Annotated in this window: 12 protein-coding genes; 5 read left to right on the top strand and 7 right to left on the bottom strand. The window is 61.0% G+C overall.

Annotation, left to right across the window (positions count from 1 at the left end; translation table 11 throughout):
- Positions 1-44 precede the first annotated feature (44 nt).
- From KBY08_RS23560 to hutU, 5 genes are all read right to left on the bottom strand, one after another.
- Positions 45-1,586 (bottom strand): HAL/PAL/TAL family ammonia-lyase, encoded by a 1,542-nt coding sequence (locus KBY08_RS23560; protein ID WP_003405248.1) that lies wholly within the window; start codon positions 1,584-1,586, stop codon positions 45-47.
- A gap of 12 nt (positions 1,587-1,598) precedes the next feature.
- Complete coding sequence (locus tag KBY08_RS23555) at positions 1,599-2,429, bottom strand: quaternary amine ABC transporter ATP-binding protein (protein ID WP_024640069.1); 831 nt, start codon at positions 2,427-2,429, stop codon at positions 1,599-1,601.
- A complete protein-coding gene (locus tag KBY08_RS23550; RefSeq protein ID WP_003343849.1) occupies positions 2,426-3,277 on the bottom strand; it encodes an ABC transporter permease in 852 nt (283 codons plus the stop codon). The genes KBY08_RS23555 and KBY08_RS23550 overlap by 4 nt, the downstream gene beginning before the upstream one ends.
- A gap of 73 nt (positions 3,278-3,350) precedes the next feature.
- Entirely contained in the window at positions 3,351-4,319 is a 969-nt protein-coding gene (locus KBY08_RS23545; protein WP_225651277.1) for an ABC transporter substrate-binding protein, read from the bottom strand.
- Positions 4,320-4,432: 113 nt separating this feature from the next.
- Positions 4,433-6,130, bottom strand: a complete 1,698-nt coding sequence (hutU, locus tag KBY08_RS23540; protein WP_225651276.1) for a urocanate hydratase — start codon at positions 6,128-6,130, stop codon at positions 4,433-4,435.
- 651 nt (positions 6,131-6,781) lie between these two features.
- On the opposite strand from hutU, the gene betT reads away from it, so the two are divergent.
- The 5 genes from betT (at position 6,782) to mgrA (ending at position 15,573) form a co-directional block, all read left to right on the top strand.
- A complete protein-coding gene (betT, locus tag KBY08_RS23535) occupies positions 6,782-8,737 on the top strand; it encodes a choline BCCT transporter BetT (protein ID WP_205902143.1) in 1,956 nt (651 codons plus the stop codon).
- A 1,041-nt stretch (positions 8,738-9,778) separates the two neighbouring features.
- Positions 9,779-12,046: a TonB-dependent receptor gene (locus tag KBY08_RS23530; protein ID WP_104684635.1), complete on the top strand. Its 2,268-nt coding sequence runs from the start codon at positions 9,779-9,781 to the stop codon at positions 12,044-12,046.
- A gap of 34 nt (positions 12,047-12,080) precedes the next feature.
- Complete coding sequence (locus KBY08_RS23525) at positions 12,081-13,406, top strand: LLM class flavin-dependent oxidoreductase (protein WP_104684634.1); 1,326 nt, start codon at positions 12,081-12,083, stop codon at positions 13,404-13,406.
- A gap of 112 nt (positions 13,407-13,518) precedes the next feature.
- On the top strand, positions 13,519-14,454 hold the full coding sequence (locus tag KBY08_RS23520; protein ID WP_104684633.1) for a sulfonate ABC transporter substrate-binding protein: 936 nt from the start codon (positions 13,519-13,521) through the stop codon (positions 14,452-14,454).
- A gap of 81 nt (positions 14,455-14,535) precedes the next feature.
- Positions 14,536-15,573, top strand: coding sequence for an L-glyceraldehyde 3-phosphate reductase (mgrA, locus tag KBY08_RS23515; protein ID WP_003426913.1), 1,038 nt, complete (start codon positions 14,536-14,538; stop codon positions 15,571-15,573).
- A 288-nt stretch (positions 15,574-15,861) separates the two neighbouring features.
- Here mgrA and ntrC read toward each other — a convergent pair whose 3' ends face one another.
- On the bottom strand, positions 15,862-17,298 hold the full coding sequence (gene ntrC / locus KBY08_RS23510; RefSeq protein WP_003405235.1) for a nitrogen regulation protein NR(I): 1,437 nt from the start codon (positions 17,296-17,298) through the stop codon (positions 15,862-15,864).
- A complete protein-coding gene (gene glnL, locus KBY08_RS23505) occupies positions 17,295-18,380 on the bottom strand; it encodes a nitrogen regulation protein NR(II) (RefSeq protein WP_002555720.1) in 1,086 nt (361 codons plus the stop codon). The genes ntrC and glnL overlap by 4 nt, the downstream gene beginning before the upstream one ends.
- Positions 18,381-18,498 lie beyond the last annotated feature (118 nt).

Here is an 18,498-nt window from a genome sequence, read left to right as displayed (position 1 = left end):
CTCCTTGATAAGTGTCAGCGACGGCGTGTGGCCGTACGCTGCTTTTATAGGCCTGCCGCGTTGTCACGGCAGTGCTGGAAAACCCTTTCCAGCGACGTTTCGTCTTTGAGCAGGGCCGCGCTGCTGGCGATGTCCGGGGCCAGCCAGCGGTCTTCGTCGTAGGCCGGAATGCGCTCGCGCAGCAGTCGCCACGCGGCACCGGTGCCCACGCCAAAACCCTGTGTCTTGAGAAATTCGAACGCCTGGGCCGCGAGCAGATACTCGATGGCCAGAATCTGCGTGGTATTGCCCAGCACCTTGTGCAGCTTGAGCGCGGCGCTGGTGCCCAGGCTCAGGTGATCCTCCTGCAGACCGGAGGTCACGTAGTTGTCGACCACGGCCGGTTGCGCCATCTGGCGGTTTTCCGCGCACAGCGAAGCGGCGACGTACTGGACGATCATCATTCCCGAGTTGACGCCCGGCTGGGTGACCAGAAACGCCGGCAGGCCGCTGACCATCGGGTTGATCAGGCGGTCGAGGCGTCGTTCGGCGATCGAGCCCAGCTCTGCCATCGCCATGCACAGCAGGTCTGCCGCCATGGCCACCGACTGGCCGTGTGGATTGGCCTGAGACACCACGCGGAAAGCCTCGGGCGTGCCGAGCAGCAGCGGGTTATCGGTGACTGAATTGAGCTCGATCTCGACCTGGCGAGTGGCGTGAGCCAACTGGTCGCGGGTGGCACCATGCACCTGGGGAATCGAACGGATACTCAGCGCATCCTGAGTACGAATGCCTTCACTGCTGGCGAGCACGTCGCTGCCTGCCAACAACATGCGCAGGTTCTTGCCCACCTGCTGCATGCCCGGATGCGGCTTGAGGGCGAGAATGCTTGCATCGAATGCGTCCAGCTGGCCGCGCAGGGCTTCGAAGCTCATCGCGCCGATCACGTCGGCCCATTGGCTCAGGCGCTCGGCATCAGCGATGGCCAGACAGCTCAGGCCGGTCATGCACGGTGTGCCGTTGACCAGACACAAACCGTCCTTGGCACCAAGGATGACCGGAACCAGACCTTCTTCGTTCAAGGCCTGCTCAGCCGGGACGATCTGCCCGCGATAGCTGACCTGACCGATGCCCAGTAACGCGATACCGACGTGCGCCATGTGCGTCAGATAACCCACCGAGCCCTGCGCCGGTACTTGCGGCGTGATGCCGCGGTTGAGCAGGGCCAGTAGCGCTTCGACCACTTGCCGGTGAATGCCGGACTTGCCCTGGCTGTAGTTGAGAATCGCGGCGCAGATGATTGCGCGGGTCTGCTCGTCGGCCAGTGGCGTACCGACGCCGCAGGCATGGCTGAGCAGGGTATTGCGCGACAGGCGACTGAGCTGTTCGCCTTGCAGTGACACATTGCACAACGCGCCGAGCCCGGTGTTCACGCCATAGGCGCGCTCGCCGCTGACGACGATGCGCTGCACGATGGCCTGAGCGTTGTCGATCCGTGCCCAAGCGGCGTCCGACAGGACCAGTCTTGCGCCATGTCGGGCCACGGCGACCACGTCCTGCCAGCCCGCAGGTGCTTCACCGATGACGATCTGTTCTGCTCGCGACATCTGCAACGGTCCTTAAAGGGTGGCTACGCGGCGCTGAACGAAACGATCCACGTAATCGTCGGCGGGCGAATGAAGGATTTCTTTCGGCGTACCGACCTGAATCAATCGCCCGTCCTTGAGGATCGCGATGCGATTGCCGATGCGCACGGCCTCGTCCAGGTCGTGGGTAATGAACACGATGGTCTTGTGCAGACTGGCTTGCAGCTCCAGCAACTGGTCCTGCATCTCGGCGCGGATCAGCGGGTCGAGGGCGCTGAATGCTTCGTCCATCAGAATGATGTCGGTGTCGGCCGCCAGTGCGCGGGCCAGACCCACACGCTGACGCATGCCGCCGGAAAGCTGGTGCGGGTATTTGTTTTCGTAGCCCTTGAGGCCTACGGTGGTGATCCAGTGCTGCGCGCGTTCCTGACACAGCGCCTTGCTCTCGCCACGCACGGTCAGGCCGTAGGCCACGTTGGCCAGCACGGTCTTGTGCGGCAGCAGGCCGAAGCTCTGGAACACCATGCTGATCTTGTGCCGGCGGAATTGGCGCAAAGCCTCCATGTCGTAACGCAGGATGTCTTCGCCATCGACCAGAATCTCGCCGCTGGTAGGGTCGATCAGCCGGTTGAAGTGGCGCACCAGCGTTGATTTTCCCGAGCCGGACAGGCCCATGATGACGAAGATTTCGCCGCTGCCGATCGACAGCGACAGGTCGTTGACCCCGACCACGCAGCCGGTCTGGGCCAGCACCTGGTCCTTGCTGTGGTTTTGCCTGATCAGCTCCAGCGCATCCTTGGAGCGGTTGCCGAAGATCTTGAACACGTTTTTGACGACGATTTTGTTCGGTTCCACGCTGCTCATTTGTGCGCCTCATGCCGTGGGCGGCCATAGGCCTGCGTGATACGGTCGATGACGACCGCCAGAATGACAATGGCCAGGCCCGCTTCCAGCCCGCGCCCGACGTTGAGGGTCTGAATGCCCACCAGCACGTCTTCGCCAAGCCCGCGTGCGCCGATCATCGAGGCAATCACCACCATCGACAGCGCCATCATGGTGGTCTGGTTGATCCCGGCCATGATGCTCGGCATCGCCAGCGGCAGTTGCACACCGAACAGTTGCTGCCAGCGGTTGGCGCCGAACGCGTTGATGGCTTCCATCACTTCACCGTCCACCTGACGAATGCCCAGATCGGTCAGACGAATCAGCGGCGGCGCGGCGTAAATCACCGTGGCGAAGATCGCCGGAACCTTGCCCAGACCGAACAGCATCAGCACCGGGATCAGGTAAACGAAGCTGGGCATGGTCTGCATGATGTCGAGCAGCGGCATCAGCACCGAGCGCAGACGATTGCTGCGTGCCGAAAGAATGCCCAGCGGAATGCCGATCAGCACCGCGATGATCGTGGCGACCAGCATCAGCGCCAGGGTCTGCATCAGCTTGTCCCACAACCCGACCGCACCGACCAGAAACAGCAGGCCGACGATGACCAGCGTCGTGACGATCTTGCGTGTCGCGTGCCAGGCAATGCCGCCGACGATCATCAGCATCAGCCACCACGGCGCCATGCGCAGCAGGCCTTCGAGGTTGACGATGGCCCATAGCAGGGTGTCGGAGATGTGCCGGAACACATCGCCGTACTGCGTGACCAGTGAGTCGACGCCATCGTTGACCCAGTTGGCGATCGAGAAAGTGAAGCTTTCAGGAAACATAAGCGGCTCTCAAATGAGGTGTGTCGGGTCAACGACGGGGCTGTCGAACCGTACAGTCCGACAGCCCGGTCGTTTACAACGAAGCGTCCACCTTCTTCGCGGCGTCTTCGCTGACCCATTTGTGCCAGACTTCGGGGTGCTCTTTCAGGAAAATCTTCGCCAGCTTCGGCGATTCGATGCGTTCCTTGGCCATGCGCCCCAGGTTCTGGTTGAGCAGGTCGATCGGCAGGTTGACCTTTTCCAGGATGGCGACCAGTTCAGGGGCCTCATCGTGGAACACTTTGGACACGCCGACCTTGATATCGATCGTCTTGTTGACCCCGGCTTTCTCCTCCAGACGCACCAGGTCTACCTGACCCATGAGCGGCGTGGGTGACCAATAGTAGGTCAGGATCGGCTCGCCACGTTTGTAACTGGAGAGAATCGCCGCATCCAGCGCGGGGCCGGTGCCCGGGCGGAAGTTGGTGTATTTGCTTTCCAGGCCGTAGCTCTTGAGCATTTCGCTGTTTTCCAGCTCACAGGTCCAGCCGGCCGGACAGTTGTAGAAGCGGCCCTTGCCAGGCTCTTCCTGATCCTTGAACACGGCTGAATACTGGGCCAGATCGCTGATGGATTTCAGGTTGGGTGCCTTGGCTTCCAGCTTGCGTTTGGCATCGCCTTCGATCACGTAGCGTGGCACGTACCAGCCTTCCACAGCGCCGACGATCGGTGCGCCGACACCGACCACCTTGCCGGCAGCGGCGGCCTTGTTCCAGACCTCGCTGCGACCTACCCATTCTTCGGCAAAGATCTGGATATCATTGGTGCCCAGGGCATTTTCCATGGCGATGGAATTGCCGGGCAGGGCGTCAACGGTGCAGTCGTAACCCTTGTCCAGAATGACCTGCAGTACATCGGTCAGCAGCATCGCGCTTTCCCAGTTAAGACCGGCGAATTTCACCGGCTTGCCTGATTCGCACCAGCCAGCAGCCTGACTTGCGCCTGCGCTGGCGAGCAGGCCAGCGGATACCAATGTGGTCAACAGGGCCTTTTTCATATTCATTGTCGATGCTCCTAAGCCTTAAATGGATGACGGCAGCTTCAAGTAGGCATCCGGCCCGTGGGCATGCTCATGCCCGTCCCCGACGTGTGCCGGCCTGATGGCCGACAACGTTGTCAACGTCCGATCATTGGCAGGTTCAAGCCCTGCTCTCTGGCACAGTCGATAGCGATGTCGTAACCGGCATCGGCATGGCGCATCACCCCGGTGGCCGGGTCGTTATGCAGCACGCGGGCAATACGCTCGGCGGCTTCGTCCGTGCCGTCGCAGACGATTACCATCCCGGAATGCTGCGAGAAGCCCATGCCGACGCCGCCACCGTGGTGCAGCGAGACCCAGGTCGCACCGCTGGCGGTGTTGAGCAGAGCATTGAGCAGCGGCCAGTCGGAAACAGCGTCGGAGCCGTCACGCATGGATTCGGTTTCGCGGTTGGGGCTGGCGACCGAGCCGGAGTCCAGGTGGTCGCGACCGATCACCACCGGTGCCGACAACTCGCCACTGCGGACCATCTCATTGAACGCCAGACCCAGTCTGGCGCGTTGACCCAGGCCGACCCAGCAGATACGCGCCGGCAGGCCCTGGAAGCTGATGCGCTCGCGGGCCATGTCCAGCCAGTTGTGCAGGTGCGCGTCGTCCGGGATCAGCTCTTTGACTTTGGCGTCGGTCTTGTAGATGTCCTGCGGGTCGCCCGACAGCGCGGCCCAGCGGAACGGCCCGATGCCACGGCAGAACAGCGGACGGATGTAGGCGGGGACGAAGCCTGGAAAATCGAAGGCATTGGTGACGCCGACTTCCTTGGCCATCTGACGGATATTGTTGCCGTAGTCGAAGGTCGGAATGCCGGCTTGCTGGAAGGCGAGCATGGCTTCGACGTGCTCGGCCATCGACTGCTTGGCGGCCTTGACCACACTGGCCGGTTCGCTCACCGAACGGGCACGGTACTCGTCCCAGGTCCAGCCTTTGGGCAGGTAACCATTGAGCGGGTCGTGGGCGCTGGTCTGGTCGGTGACCATGTCCGGGCGCACACCGCGACGGACCATTTCCGGCAGGATTTCCGCCGCGTTGCCACACAGCGCGATGGAGATGGCTTTGCCTTCGGCCGTGTATTTGGCGATACGCGCCAGTGCGTCATCGAGATCTGCGGCCTGTTCGTCAACGTAGCGGGTCTTGATGCGGAAATCGATGCGGCTCTGCTGGCATTCTATGTTCAGCGAGCAGGCCCCGGCCAATGTCGCGGCCAGCGGCTGCGCGCCACCCATGCCGCCCAGACCTGCGGTGAGCACCCAGCGGCCCTTGAGGTTGCCGTCATAGTGCTGGCGACCGGCTTCGACGAAGGTTTCGTAAGTGCCTTGCACGATGCCCTGGCTGCCGATGTAGATCCAGCTGCCGGCGGTCATCTGGCCATACATGGCCAGGCCCTTGGCATCCAGTTCGTTGAAGTGCTCCCAACTGGCCCAGTGCGGTACCAGGTTGGAGTTGGCGATCAATACGCGAGGGGCGTTGCTGTGGGTCTTGAACACGCCGACCGGCTTGCCGGACTGTACCAGCAGGGTTTCATCATCGTTGAGCTGAGTGAGGCTCTCGACGATCTTGTCGTAGCACTCCCAGTTGCGCGCGGCGCGGCCGATGCCGCCGTAAACCACCAGCTCATTGGGGTTTTCGGCGACTTCCGGGTCGAGATTGTTCATCAACATGCGTAGCGGCGCTTCGGTCAGCCAGCTCTTGGCAGTCAATTGAGTACCGCGTGCAGCCCGCACGACGCCTTCGCGATGGCGGGTCCAGTCCTGCTTCAGGTCTTGATTATTCTCGGTCACAAAAAAAAATCCTCGGCGATCAATTCGAACCAGCCCGATGAAGGGCGAGCAAAGCCTGGCGAAGCAGGCCGATTCAGTTGGGTAGAAGGCGGAATGTTTAGCCTGTCTCTACTTGTACATACAAGCATATGCAATCAAAAGACCAACTTTGCGCCTTTACTGTTTTTTGCTCATCGAATTGGCCTGAAGGGCTTTATTTACGGGGTCTTGCGGTTTTGGTCAGCACGAAAGCATTTTTCTGAGAAGAGCGCGGTGCTGTTACCTGAATGACTTTTTGCGCAGTTTTGGGGCAGTCGGTAACAGGTTGGTGCGGTGACGATGTGTGCAGCGTTCGGGCCGGGATTGAAGCGCCATGAGCGTTCACAGAGCGCGCATTTGGCGGGCTGCAAATGGTCTCTTTGGCGTGGGAACGAACCCGCTCAAGCATGCGTCATACCCACGCCTGAGCCTGCATTCACCGGCCCGCGATTAGGTCTCGCGGGGGTTTTCATGTTTAAATTGAACGCTCGTTCAAGTTAAACCGGTGGTTCGCTGCCCGCTCACAACAGGAGGCTTACCCTTGCCGTATCCGCTTTTTGCAGTTGGTTTTATCAGTCCGGAGGCACTCAACCGATGAGTTCTGCGAGTTCCTCTTCAAGCGGCATGGTTCGCATGAATGCTCCAGTGTTCTATTTCGCTGCGAGTTTTATTCTGATTTTCGGCATCGTCGTGATCGCGTTCCCGCAAGCCAGCGGTGAATGGCTGCTGGCGGCGCAAAACTGGGCGGCCAACACGGTCGGCTGGTACTACATGATGGTCATGACCCTGTACCTGGTCTTCGTGGTGGTCACCGCCTTGTCGGGCTTCGGCAAGATCAAGCTCGGTGCCGACCACGACGAACCCGAGTTCAGTTACCTGTCATGGGCCGGGATGCTGTTTGCCGCCGGCATCAGCATCACGCTGTTCTTTTTCTGCGTTTCAGAACCCCTGACGCACCTGCTGCAGCCGCCGCAGGGCGAGGGTGGCACCGCAGAAGCTGCGCGCCAGGGCATGCAGTTGCTGTTTCTGCACTGGGGCCTGCATGGCTGGGGCGTGTTTGCCTTCGTCGGTATGGCGCTGGCCTATTTCGCTTATCGCCACAACCTGCCGCTGGCCCTGCGTTCGGCGCTGTATCCGCTGATTGGTAAACGCATCAATGGTCCTATCGGTTATGCCGTCGATGGCTTCGGCATCATTGCGACCATCTTCGGTCTCGGCGCAGACATGGGCTTCGGGGTGCTGCACCTCAACTCCGGTCTGGATTACCTGTTCGGCGTGGCGCACACCCACTGGATTCAGGTCGGTCTGATTACCCTGATGATGGGCGCGGCGATTCTGGTGGCGATCGCCGGTGTCGACAAGGGCGTGCGCGTCATGTCCGACATCAATATGTTGCTGGCCTGCGCGCTGCTGCTGTTCGTGCTGTTTGCCGGCCCGACTCAGCACTTGCTCAACACGCTGGTGCAGAATATCGGTGACTACCTGGGCGCACTGCCGAGCAAGAGTTTCGACGTGTATGCCTATAACGAGCCGAGTGACTGGCTGGGCGGCTGGACGGTGTTCTATTGGGCCTGGTGGATTGCCTGGGCGCCGTTTGTGGGCCTGTTCATTGCGCGTATTTCCCGTGGCCGGACCATCCGTGAGTTTGTCTTCGGTGTCTTGCTGATCCCGCTGGGCTTTACCCTGGCGTGGATGTCGATCTTCGGTAACAGCGCGATCGATCAAGTGCTCAACCATGGCATGACGGCGCTGGGTCAGTCGGCTATCGACGATCCGTCGATGACCCTGTACCTGCTGCTGGAAACCTATCCGTGGAGCAAGACGGTGATTGCCGTCACGGTGTTCATCAGCTTCGTGTTCTTCGTCACCTCGGCCGACTCGGGCACGGTGGTGCTGTCGACGCTGTCAGCCAAAGGTGGCAACCCTGACGAAGACGGTCCGAAATGGCTGCGGGTGTTCTGGGGTGTGGCCACGGCGCTGATCACCAGTGGCCTGTTGTTCTCGGGCAGCATCGATGCGCTGAAATCGGCTGTAGTGCTGACGTCGTTGCCGTTCTCGCTGATTCTGTTGCTGATGATGTGGGGCCTGCACAAGGCGTTCGTCATGGAGTCGCAGCGCAAGATCGCGCAGTTGTACTCGCTGGCGCCGGTATCCGGTTCACGACGCGGCGGTTGGCGCCAGCGTCTGAGCCAGGCGGTGCATTACCCGTCGCGAGACGAGGTGTACCGCTTCCTTGATCAGACCGTGCGTCCGGCGATTGAAGAAGTGACAGCGGTGTTCGTCGAGAAGGGCTTGAACGTGGTCAACGTCCCCGATCCGTCCAACGACTCGGTGACCCTGGAAATCGGTCACGGCGAAGAGCGTCCGTTCATCTACCAGGTGCAGATGAAAGGCTTCTTCACCCCGTCGTTCGCCCGTGGCGGCATGGGCTCCAAGCAATTGAACAACCGCCGCTACTACCGCGCCGAGGTTCACTTGAGCGAGGGCAGTCAGGACTACGACCTGGTGGGTTACACCAAGGAACAAGTCATCAACGACGTGCTCGATCAGTACGAACGGCATATGCAGTTCCTGCACCTGGTGCGTTGATCGAGGGGTGGGGGGCGGTTACGACTATCGTTCCTCACGCTCTGCGCCTCACCTCGTGTTCAGGCCAGGACGCGGAGCGTCCAGAACGGCATACCCACGCGGAGCATGGGCACGATAGTGTTTGCCCGGACACCTCGCGCGCTACCCTTGCCGCGATCTCCCTGACGATTATCGTTCCTCACGCTCCAGCGTGGGAATGCCCTTCGTGACGCTCCGCGTCACACATCTGCGCCTCGGCGCATGTTCAGGAGAGGACGCGGAGCGTCCAGAACGGCATACCCACGCGGAGCATGGGTACGATGGTGTTTGCCCGGACACCTCGCGCGCTACCCTTGCCGCGATCTCCCTGACGACTATCGTTCCTCACGCTCCGGCGTGGGAATGCCCTTCGTGACGCTCCGCGTCACACATCTGCGCCGCGCCGCATGTTCAGGAGAGGACGCGGAGCGTCCAGAACGGCATACCCACGCGGAGCATGGGTACGATGGTGTTTGCCCGGACACCTCGCGCGCTAGCCGTTCCGCGATCTTCCTGACGACTATCGTTCCTCACGCTCCGGTGGGAATGCCCTTCGTGACGCTCCGCGTCACACATCTGCGCCTCGCCGCATGTTCAGGAGAGGACGCGGAGCGTCCAGAACGGCATACCCACGCGGAGCATGGGCACGATGGTGTTTGCCCGGACACCTCGCGCGCTAGCCGTTCCGCGATCTTCCTGACGACTCTCGTTCCTCACGCTCCAGCGTGGGAATGCCTTTCGTGACGCTCCGCGTCACACATCTGCGCCGCGGCGTTTGCGTGTCAGAGGCTTTTCGTCGGCCATGCTCGATCACTTCGCATAAAAGTAAAAGGAATATAAAACTAATTTTTCAGTATTGGACGATCTATAAGTCGTTTTCCGATACTGGTGATGTTAGCGCTAACAAAGATGGTTTTTCTGCTACTCGCCACCGCGAATGCCCGGACCCGGTTTAGTCAGCACGCACAGGCGACAGTGCGCATCGTACTGTCGGATTAGGGCATATTTCAGGTAGGCACGCAGATGCACACAACAGGTGGGGATGGCGTCAGACACACGCTTCTGGCGCAGGCGATCGATCAGGCTCATACCGCGCGGGGGCGTCGTTGTGGGTGGTTGCTGATGGGGCTGACGGCATTGCCGTGTGTTCCGGCCATGGCGGAGACAGCGGCAGGGCAGAACACAGAAACGGTAGCGCTGGAATCGGTGACCGTGACCGCCACACGCCGCGAAGAGTCGCTGCAAAAAGTACCGGTCGCCGTGTCCGTGATCGAGGGCGAACAACTGGAGCGCGATAACCGTAATGGCGTGGCCAGCATCGTGCAGCAGGTGCCGTCGTTGAATTTCCGCACCGGGGCTTCCAACAAGGACACTTCGCTGTTCGTTCGCGGTGTCGGCACCATTTCCACCTCGCCAGGCGTCGAACCGACCGTGGCCACGGTGATCGATGGCGTGGTGTATGCGCGGCCGGGTCAGGCCACGCTGGACTTGCTCGACCTGGAACGCATCGAAGTACTGCGCGGCCCGCAAGGCACGCTGTTCGGCAAGAATGCTTCGGCGGGCGTGCTCAACGTCACCACCAAGGCACCGACCGAAGCGACTCACGGTTACATCGATCAGTCCTATTACAGCGGCAACGAAAGCCGCACCCGTTTCGGCATTGGCGGCAGCCTGATTCCGCAGACCCTCAAAGGCTCGATCACGACGTTGTTCGGCAGCTATGACGGCAATGTCGACAACAAGCTCAATGGTCAGGAAGTCAACGGTTACAACCGCAAGGGTGCCCGCGGCAAGCTGGAATTCACACCCAATGACGACATCACCTTCACCCTTGCAGCGGACTACATGCAGTCCCATGACGATGCACCCAACGGTGTCGTAACCAAGGCGCTGACCCCGTCCTTCGCCAGTGCCCTGGCGCCGGTACGTGCCGACAGCGATAACCGCAATGTCGTCAGCGATTACCGCAGCCATGTCGAGGACGTCAACAAAGGCCTGTCCGGCCAGCTCGACTGGCAACTGGGCGACTACACCCTGACCTCGATTACCGCCTGGCGTGGTTGGGACAACACCCAGTATCAGGACGGCGACCGGCTTGGCACTGTCACCGCGGCGTTCCCCGGCACCGAAGACAAGGGCGATCTGGCGTTCAACCAGTATTCCCAAGAGTTGCGTCTGGCGTCGCCGAAAGGCCGGTTTGTCGAGTACGTCGGCGGTCTGTTCTACATGCACGGCAAGAGCGACGAGACCTATCAGCGCACGCTGATCACACCGACGACTCAGGATCGCGGCATCGCCGATTACAGCACCACCACTGACAGTTATTCGGTGTTCGGTGAAACCACGTTCAACTTCACCCCGGACTTGCGTGCGATTGCCGGGGCACGCTGGACCCACGACGACCTGGAATACGATCATCGCCGCGTATCGACATCGGCTACCACCGTCAGCGGCATTCAGCCAGCAACCAGCAGCTCCGGGTCGGTGGACGAAGACGGCAAGTCCGGACGCCTCGGTTTGCAGTACGACCTGAGCGACAGTGTGATGACCTACATCACCTACTCGCGCGGCTACAAAGGCCCGGCCTACAACGTGTTCTTCAACATGCAGCCGCGTGACACCGAGGCGCTCAAGCCGGAAACCTCGAACACCTGGGAGGTCGGCCTCAAGGCCACCACCTGGAACAATCGCCTGACCACCAACCTGGCGGTGTTCCACAGCGAGTACGACAACTATCAGGCGAATTTCTTCGACAGTGTTGCCGGGCAGGTCGTGACGCGCCTGATCAACGCCGGCAGCGTCAGCACCGAAGGCGTCGAGCTGGATTACGCCCTGCAAGCCACCCGAAACCTGAAATTCTCCGGTGCGCTGTCCTACACCAAAGCACGCATCGACAGCTTCGCCTGCCCGGCCGGTGCGGCGGCGTCCTGCAATGTCGACGGCAAGACCCTGCCGTACATCCCGGACTGGAAAAGCTACGTTCGTGCCGATTACACCATCCCGCTGGACAACGGCCTGGATATCGAACTGGGCACCGATTACAGCTGGCAGAGCGAAGTGCAGTACGACATCAGCCAGAACCCGGACACCAGACAGGGTGCTTACGGCATCTGGAACGCCAGCGTGGCACTGGCCGATTACAACAGTGGCTGGCGCGTTGCATTGCTGGGCAAGAACCTGGCGGACAAGTCCTACTCGCCAATGCTGGCGACCGGGGGCAACTACGTTTATCGATCAGTGCCGCGTGATGATGAACGTTATTTCGGCGTGCAGTTGCGCAAGGATTTTTGAGCCGAGACCCCAGGCAACACGTAAGGAGTGAGGTATGAGCACCACTGCCCGACAGATGAAGCTGGGCGCTTTCCTGATGGCCACCGGGCACCATGTCGCCGCCTGGCGGCACCCGGATGTGCCTGCGGATGCAGGGCTGGATTTCAAGCATTACCGGCATGTGGCCAGGGTCGCGGAGGCGGCAAAATTCGATGCGCTGTTCGTCGCTGACAGTGTGGCTGCCGCGACCGGTGATATCGCCAGCCGCATGGCGCGCTCCGATCATTTCGAGCCGCTGACCCTGCTCTCGGCACTCAGCGCGGTGACCGAGCATATTGGTCTGATCGCGACAGCGACCACCACCTACAACGAGCCGTATCACGTAGCCCGCAAGTTCGCCTCGCTGGATCATCTCTCCGGTGGGCGAGCGGGCTGGAATCTGGTGACGTCGGATGCTGCCGCCGAAGCGCAGAACTTCGGTCGCGCCGAGCATGTGGGGCATGCCGAGCGCTACAGCCGCGCACGAGAGTTTCATCAGGTGGTGACCGGCCTGTGGGACAGTTGGGCAGACGATGCCTTCACCCGCGACAAGGCCAGTGGCGAGTATTACGATCCGGCCAAAATGCATGTGCTCGATCATCAGGGCGAGCATTTCCGCGTCAAGGGTCCGCTGAACGTGGCGCGTTCGCCGCAGGGGCAGCCAGTGGTGGTGCAGGCCGGCTCCTCGGAAGTCGGACGTGATCTGGCGGCGCAGACGGCGGAAGTGGTGTTCACCGCGCAGACCTCGCTGGCCAGTGCGCAAGCGTTTTATGCGGATATCAAAGGCCGGTTACGCGCCTTTGGGCGTGACGCAGACTCACTGAAAATCATGCCCGGCGTGTTCATCGTCGTGGCCGAAACCGAAGCCTTGGCCAAAGCCAAATTCGAGTCGTTTCAGGAACTGGTCGAGCCTCAGGTCGGGGTCGCTCTGCTGGGCCGCATGCTGGGCAATTTCGACCTGTCGGGCTACCCGCTGGACGGCCCGCTGCCAGAGTTGCCATTGACCGACAGCGGCCAGCGCAGCCGGCAGAAACTGCTCACCGAACTGGCTGATCATGAAAACCTGACCCTGGCGCAACTGGGACGGCGGATTGCCGGTGGGCGAGGGCACTACAGCCTGATCGGTACGCCAGAGCAGATTGCTGATGAGTTGCAACGCTGGTTCGAGCAAGGTGCGGCGGATGGCTTCAACGTGCTGGTGCCACACCTGCCGGGCGGCCTGGAAGATGTCGCGCAGTTGCTGGTGCCGGAGTTACAGCGGCGCGGGCTGTTTCGCACCGAGTATGAAGGCACGACCTTGCGCGAGAACCTGGGCTTGCAACGGCCTGCTTACAGATTTTGATAATTTCCCGTACCAGATACCAAGCCTGGCTGCAGAGAGGTGACGCGGAGCGTCACAGGATGCATGCCAACGCGGAGCATTGGCACGAGAGTCGACCGAGAAAGGATCACCCATGAAACCACTCACGTTTATCGCCGCCATTCTGGCCTTCAGCGGTCTGTTCGGTACAGCTTCTGCCGACGAGCCCGACACTCTTCGCATCGGCTATCAGAAGGGCTCGATCACGCTGGTGCTGGCCAAGGAAAACGGCCTGCTGGAAAAGCGGTTTCCCGAGAAAAAAATCAAATGGATCGAGTTTCCGGCCGGGCCGCAGATGCTGGAGGCGCTGAACATTGGCAGCCTGGACATCGCCTCCACCGGAGACATCCCGCCGATCTTTGCCCAGGTTGCAGGTGCCGATCTGGTCTACATCGGTACCGAGCCGGCCAAGCCGCAGGCGGAAACCCTGTTGGTGCGCAACGAAAGCCCGGTGCACAGCGTCGCGGAATTGAAAGGCCGCAAGGTCGCGCTGCAGAAAGGCTCCAGCTCGCACAATGTGGTGCTGCGTTTGCTCAACAAAGCCGGCCTGACCTTCAAGGATATTCAGCCGATTTACCTGACCCCCGCCGATGCCCGCGCGGCCTTTGAAAACGGCAGTGTCGATGCCTGGGCGATCTGGGACCCTTACTATTCCATCGCCATGAGCGAAGGCCACAGCCGCCTGCTGGCCAACGGCGAGGGGCTTGGATTGTCCGGGCCGTTCTATACCGCACGGCGGGCGTTTGCCGACGAAAACGCGGCGCTCGTGCAGCAGGTACTCGACGAACTGACGGTGGCCGACGGGCTGTCGCGCTCGCAGCGTGCCGAGAGTATTCAGATACTGGCGCGCAGCATGGGCTTGTCCGAAGCGGTCATGACTCAGTATCTTGACCATCGGCCTGTATCACCCAGCCTGCCGATCACGCCGGAGATCGTACGCGCGCAGCAGGCGACCGCTGATCTGTTTTACGACAACCACTTGATACCCAAGCGGGTCGACATTCAGCAGGTGGTCTGGAAAAAGCCATGATTCCGGCGTTGCGAACAGGCGTCGCCTGTTCGCAAACGCAATCAAGACGCCTCGAATATCCCCCAGACAAGAGAGGATTCAATGACCTACATCGCTGCCGAAAATCGTTACGAAGACATGCCTTATCGCCGTACCGGCCGCAGCGGGCTGGTGCTTCCAGCACTGTCTTTGGGCTTGTGGCACAACTTCGGTGACAGCACGCCGATCGATACCCAGCGCGCCATGCTGCGCACGGCGTTTGATCTGGGCATCAACCATTTCGACCTGGCCAACAACTATGGCCCGCCGTACGGCAGCGCCGAGATCAACTTCGGCCGTTTGCTGCGCGAAGACTTCAAGCACTACCGTGATGAGCTGATCATCTCCAGCAAGGCCGGCTGGGACATGTGGCCAGGGCCGTACGGGCAGGGCGGCGGTTCACGTAAATACGTGCTCGCCAGCCTCGACCAGAGCCTGCAACGCATGGGCCTCGATTACGTCGACATCTTCTATTCCCACCGTTTCGACCCGGACACTCCGCTGGAAGAAACCGCCAGCGCCCTGGCCACCGCAGTTCAGCAGGGCAAGGCGTTGTACATCGGTATCTCGTCGTATTCCGGTGCCAAGACCCGCGAAATCGCCGCGTTGCTCAAAGAGTGGAAAGTGCCGCTGCTGATTCACCAGCCGGCCTACAACCTGCTTAACCGCTGGGTCGAGAAAGACTTGCTCGATGCTACTGAAGAGTTGGGTGCCGGCGTGATTGCCTTTACTGCTTTGGCCCAGGGGTTGCTGTCGGACAAGTACCTGAACGGCGTGCCCAAGGATGCGCGGGTCAATCGTCCGGGTGGTGGTTCACTGCAGGCTTCGCACCTGTCCGAGCAGAACATCGCCCACGTGCGCGCGCTCAATGAAATCGCCCAGCGTCGCGGTCAGAGCCTGGCGCAAATGGCCCTGGCCTGGACGTTGCGCGATCCGCGTGTGACTTCAGCGTTGATCGGTGCGAGCCGTCCCGAGCAGATCATCGAAAACGTCGGCGCGCTGAAGAACCTGGCGTTCAGCCCCGAAGAGCTGACCGAGATCGACAGCTTTGCGGTGGAAGGCGGGATCAACCTGTGGGAAAAGCCGTCGCTGGCTGAGTGATGCGCTGCGGCCTATGACCGTCATTCCCGCGCTCCGCGCTCATCGTTATACATAACTCCTTGAAAGTCCGTAATACAGGGCTTTCAGGCTTCTGCCCATAGGGCGTAGGAGCGATCGGGGCGGCGTCCGCATTGTTCGCGAAGACAGTGTCTCAGACGACGCATTTTCGGCGATCATACCGGCCCTTTCGCGAACAAGTTCGCTCCTACGCCCTACGGCCAGAATCAAAAGCGGACTTGTATAACGCTGAGCGCTCCGCGTAGGTATGAACAACCATCATATAACCACTCAGCCCTCATCGGCCTCGTCGTCGTCCCCGCCATCGATCTTCATGCCCAGTTCCTTGATCTTGCGGGTCAGCGTGTTGCGGCCCCAGCCCAGCAATACGGCGGCGTCGCGGCGGCGGCCGGCGGTGTGTTTGAGGGCGGTTTCGATCATGATCCGCTCGAAGGTCGGCACGGCGCTGTCCAGCAGGCTGGACTGACCGCGAGACAAGGCCTGATCGGCCCACTGGCGCAGTGCCTGTTCCCAGTTGGTGACCGGCGCGGCGTCCTGCGGCAGGCTCAGCAGTTCCGGCGGCAGATCGCTGACGTGCACTTCACGACCCGAAGCCATGACCGTGATCCAGCGGCAGGTGTTTTCCAGCTGACGAACGTTGCCAGGCCACGGCAGATGCTTGAGGTATTCCTCGGTCTCGGCCTTGAGCAGCTTGGGTTCGACCGCCAGTTCCTGGGCCGCGCGGCTGAGGAAGTGCTTGGCCAGGGTCGGGATGTCTTCGCGACGGTCCGACATGCGCGGAATGTGGATTCGGATCACGTTCAGGCGGTGGAACAAGTCCTCGCGGAACTTGCCGGCCTGCACCAGGGTTTCCAGATTCTGGTGGGTGGCGGCAATGATGCGCACGTCGACCTTGACCGGCGTGTGACCGCCGACCCGGTAGAACTCGCCGTCCGCCAGGACACGCAACAGACGGGTCTGGGTGTCGGCAGGCATGTCTCCGATTTCATCGAGAAACAGCGTGCCGCCGTCGGCCTGTTCGAAGCGCCCGCGGCGCAGGTTGGCCGCGCCGGTGAACGCGCCTTTTTCATGCCCGAACAGCTCGGACTCCATCAGGTCCTTGGGGATCGCCGCCATGTTCAGCGCAATGAATGGCGAGGCCGAACGCGGGCTGTGGCGATGCAATGCGTGAGCGACCAGTTCCTTGCCAGTACCCGACTCACCATTGATCAACACCGTGATGTTGGAGTGGCTCAGACGGCCGATGGCGCGAAACACTTCCTGCATCGCTGGCGCTTCGCCAATGATCTCGGGAGTGCGGGTCAGCGTCGGGGCGACGTCCAGGCCCTGTTGTTCCTGCGCGTGCTGATTGGCGCGCTTGACCAGCGACACGGCTTCATCGACGTCGAATGGCTTGGGCAGGTACTCGAACGCACCGCCTTGATAGGACGCCACGGCGCTGTCCAGGTCCGAGTGGGCGGTCATGATGATCACCGGCAGACGCGGATGCTGCTCGCGAATCCGCGCCAACAGGTCCAGGCCACTGGCACCCGGCATGCGGATGTCGGAAATGATCACGTCCGGTTGCTGACGGGCCAGACGGCTCATCACCCCGTCGGCGCTGTCGAAGCTCTGCGTGGTCATGCCTTCCTGTTGCAAGGCCTTTTCCAGTACCCAGCGGATAGAACGATCGTCGTCTACGATCCAGACAGTTTCACTACGGCTCATGTCGAAGCTGCTCCTTGTTCCAGCGGCAGGAAGATCGAGAATGTGGTGTGGCCGGGATGGCTGTCACACTCGATCAGACCCTGGTGCTGGCTGATGATGTTCTGGGTAATGGCAAGACCTAGTCCCGTGCCATCCGGGCGGCCACTGACCATCGGATAGAAAATGGTTTCCTGAAGTTCGGCCGGAATACCGGGGCCGTTGTCGATGATTTCGATCTTGCTCACCAGTCGATGGCGAACGTGGCCGATGGTGAACTGGCGCATGGCGCGGGTACGCAGGGTGATCCGGCCAAGGCGCAACTCGTTCTGGCCGCTGATGGCCTGCATGGCGTTGCGCACGATATTGAGCACGGCCTGGATCATTTGCTCGCGGTCGATCAACACGTCCGGGATGCTTGGGTCGTAGTCGCGCACCAAGGTAATGCAACCCTGGCTTTCGGCCTCGACCAGGCTGCACACGCGCTCCAGCACTTCGTGCACGTTGGTCATCGCCAGCGATGGCAGCTTGTTGGAGCCGAGCATGCGGTCGACCAGATTACGCAGGCGGTCGGCCTCTTCGATAATGACGTTGGTGTAGTCCTTGAGGCTTTCTTCAGGCAGCTCGCGGGCCAGCAACTGTGCTGCCCCGCGAATGCCGCCCAGTGGATTCTTGATTTCGTGAGCCAGGCCACGCACCAGCATCTTGGTGGTTTCCTGCTTGGACAGCTGAGCCTCTTCCTTGGTGATGCGCAACAGCCGGTCACGCGGGTGCACTTCAAGCAGCAGCAGGGTATCGCCCTTGCTGAGGATAGGCGTCACTGCATAGTCGACCGTCAGGGTCTGGCCGGTCAGTGCGGTGAGCATCGCTTCGCGCTTGGTAAAAGGATGAGCCTGTTCGACTGCCTGACGCAGCGAACTCAATGCTTCGGCCGACTCGGTGAACAGCTCGCTGATGAATTGCCCATGGCTGCGCTGCCCGCTGATGGCCAGCAGCATTTCCGCCGCCGGGTTCATGTACTCAAGTCGCAGGTCGGCGTTGAGCAGAATGGTGGCAGTGGTCAGGTTATCCAGTAACAGTCTGTGCAGCGCATCGCTGATAGTCATGAATCGTGTTGACCTCTTTTGGCACATTGCAGTCGCGCAATGCGGGTGCTGGTTGGTCTGCACCAGCAGGAGCAAGGCCACCAATACGGTGCTTTGTCAGTGAAGTTGCAAAAAACAA

Origin of the sequence: Pseudomonas sp. P135 (genome assembly GCF_020312125.1) — a bacterium.
Taxonomy (GTDB): Bacteria; Pseudomonadota; Gammaproteobacteria; order Pseudomonadales; family Pseudomonadaceae; genus Aquipseudomonas; species Aquipseudomonas fragariae.
This window is presented reverse-complemented; position numbering and strand designations above follow the sequence as displayed.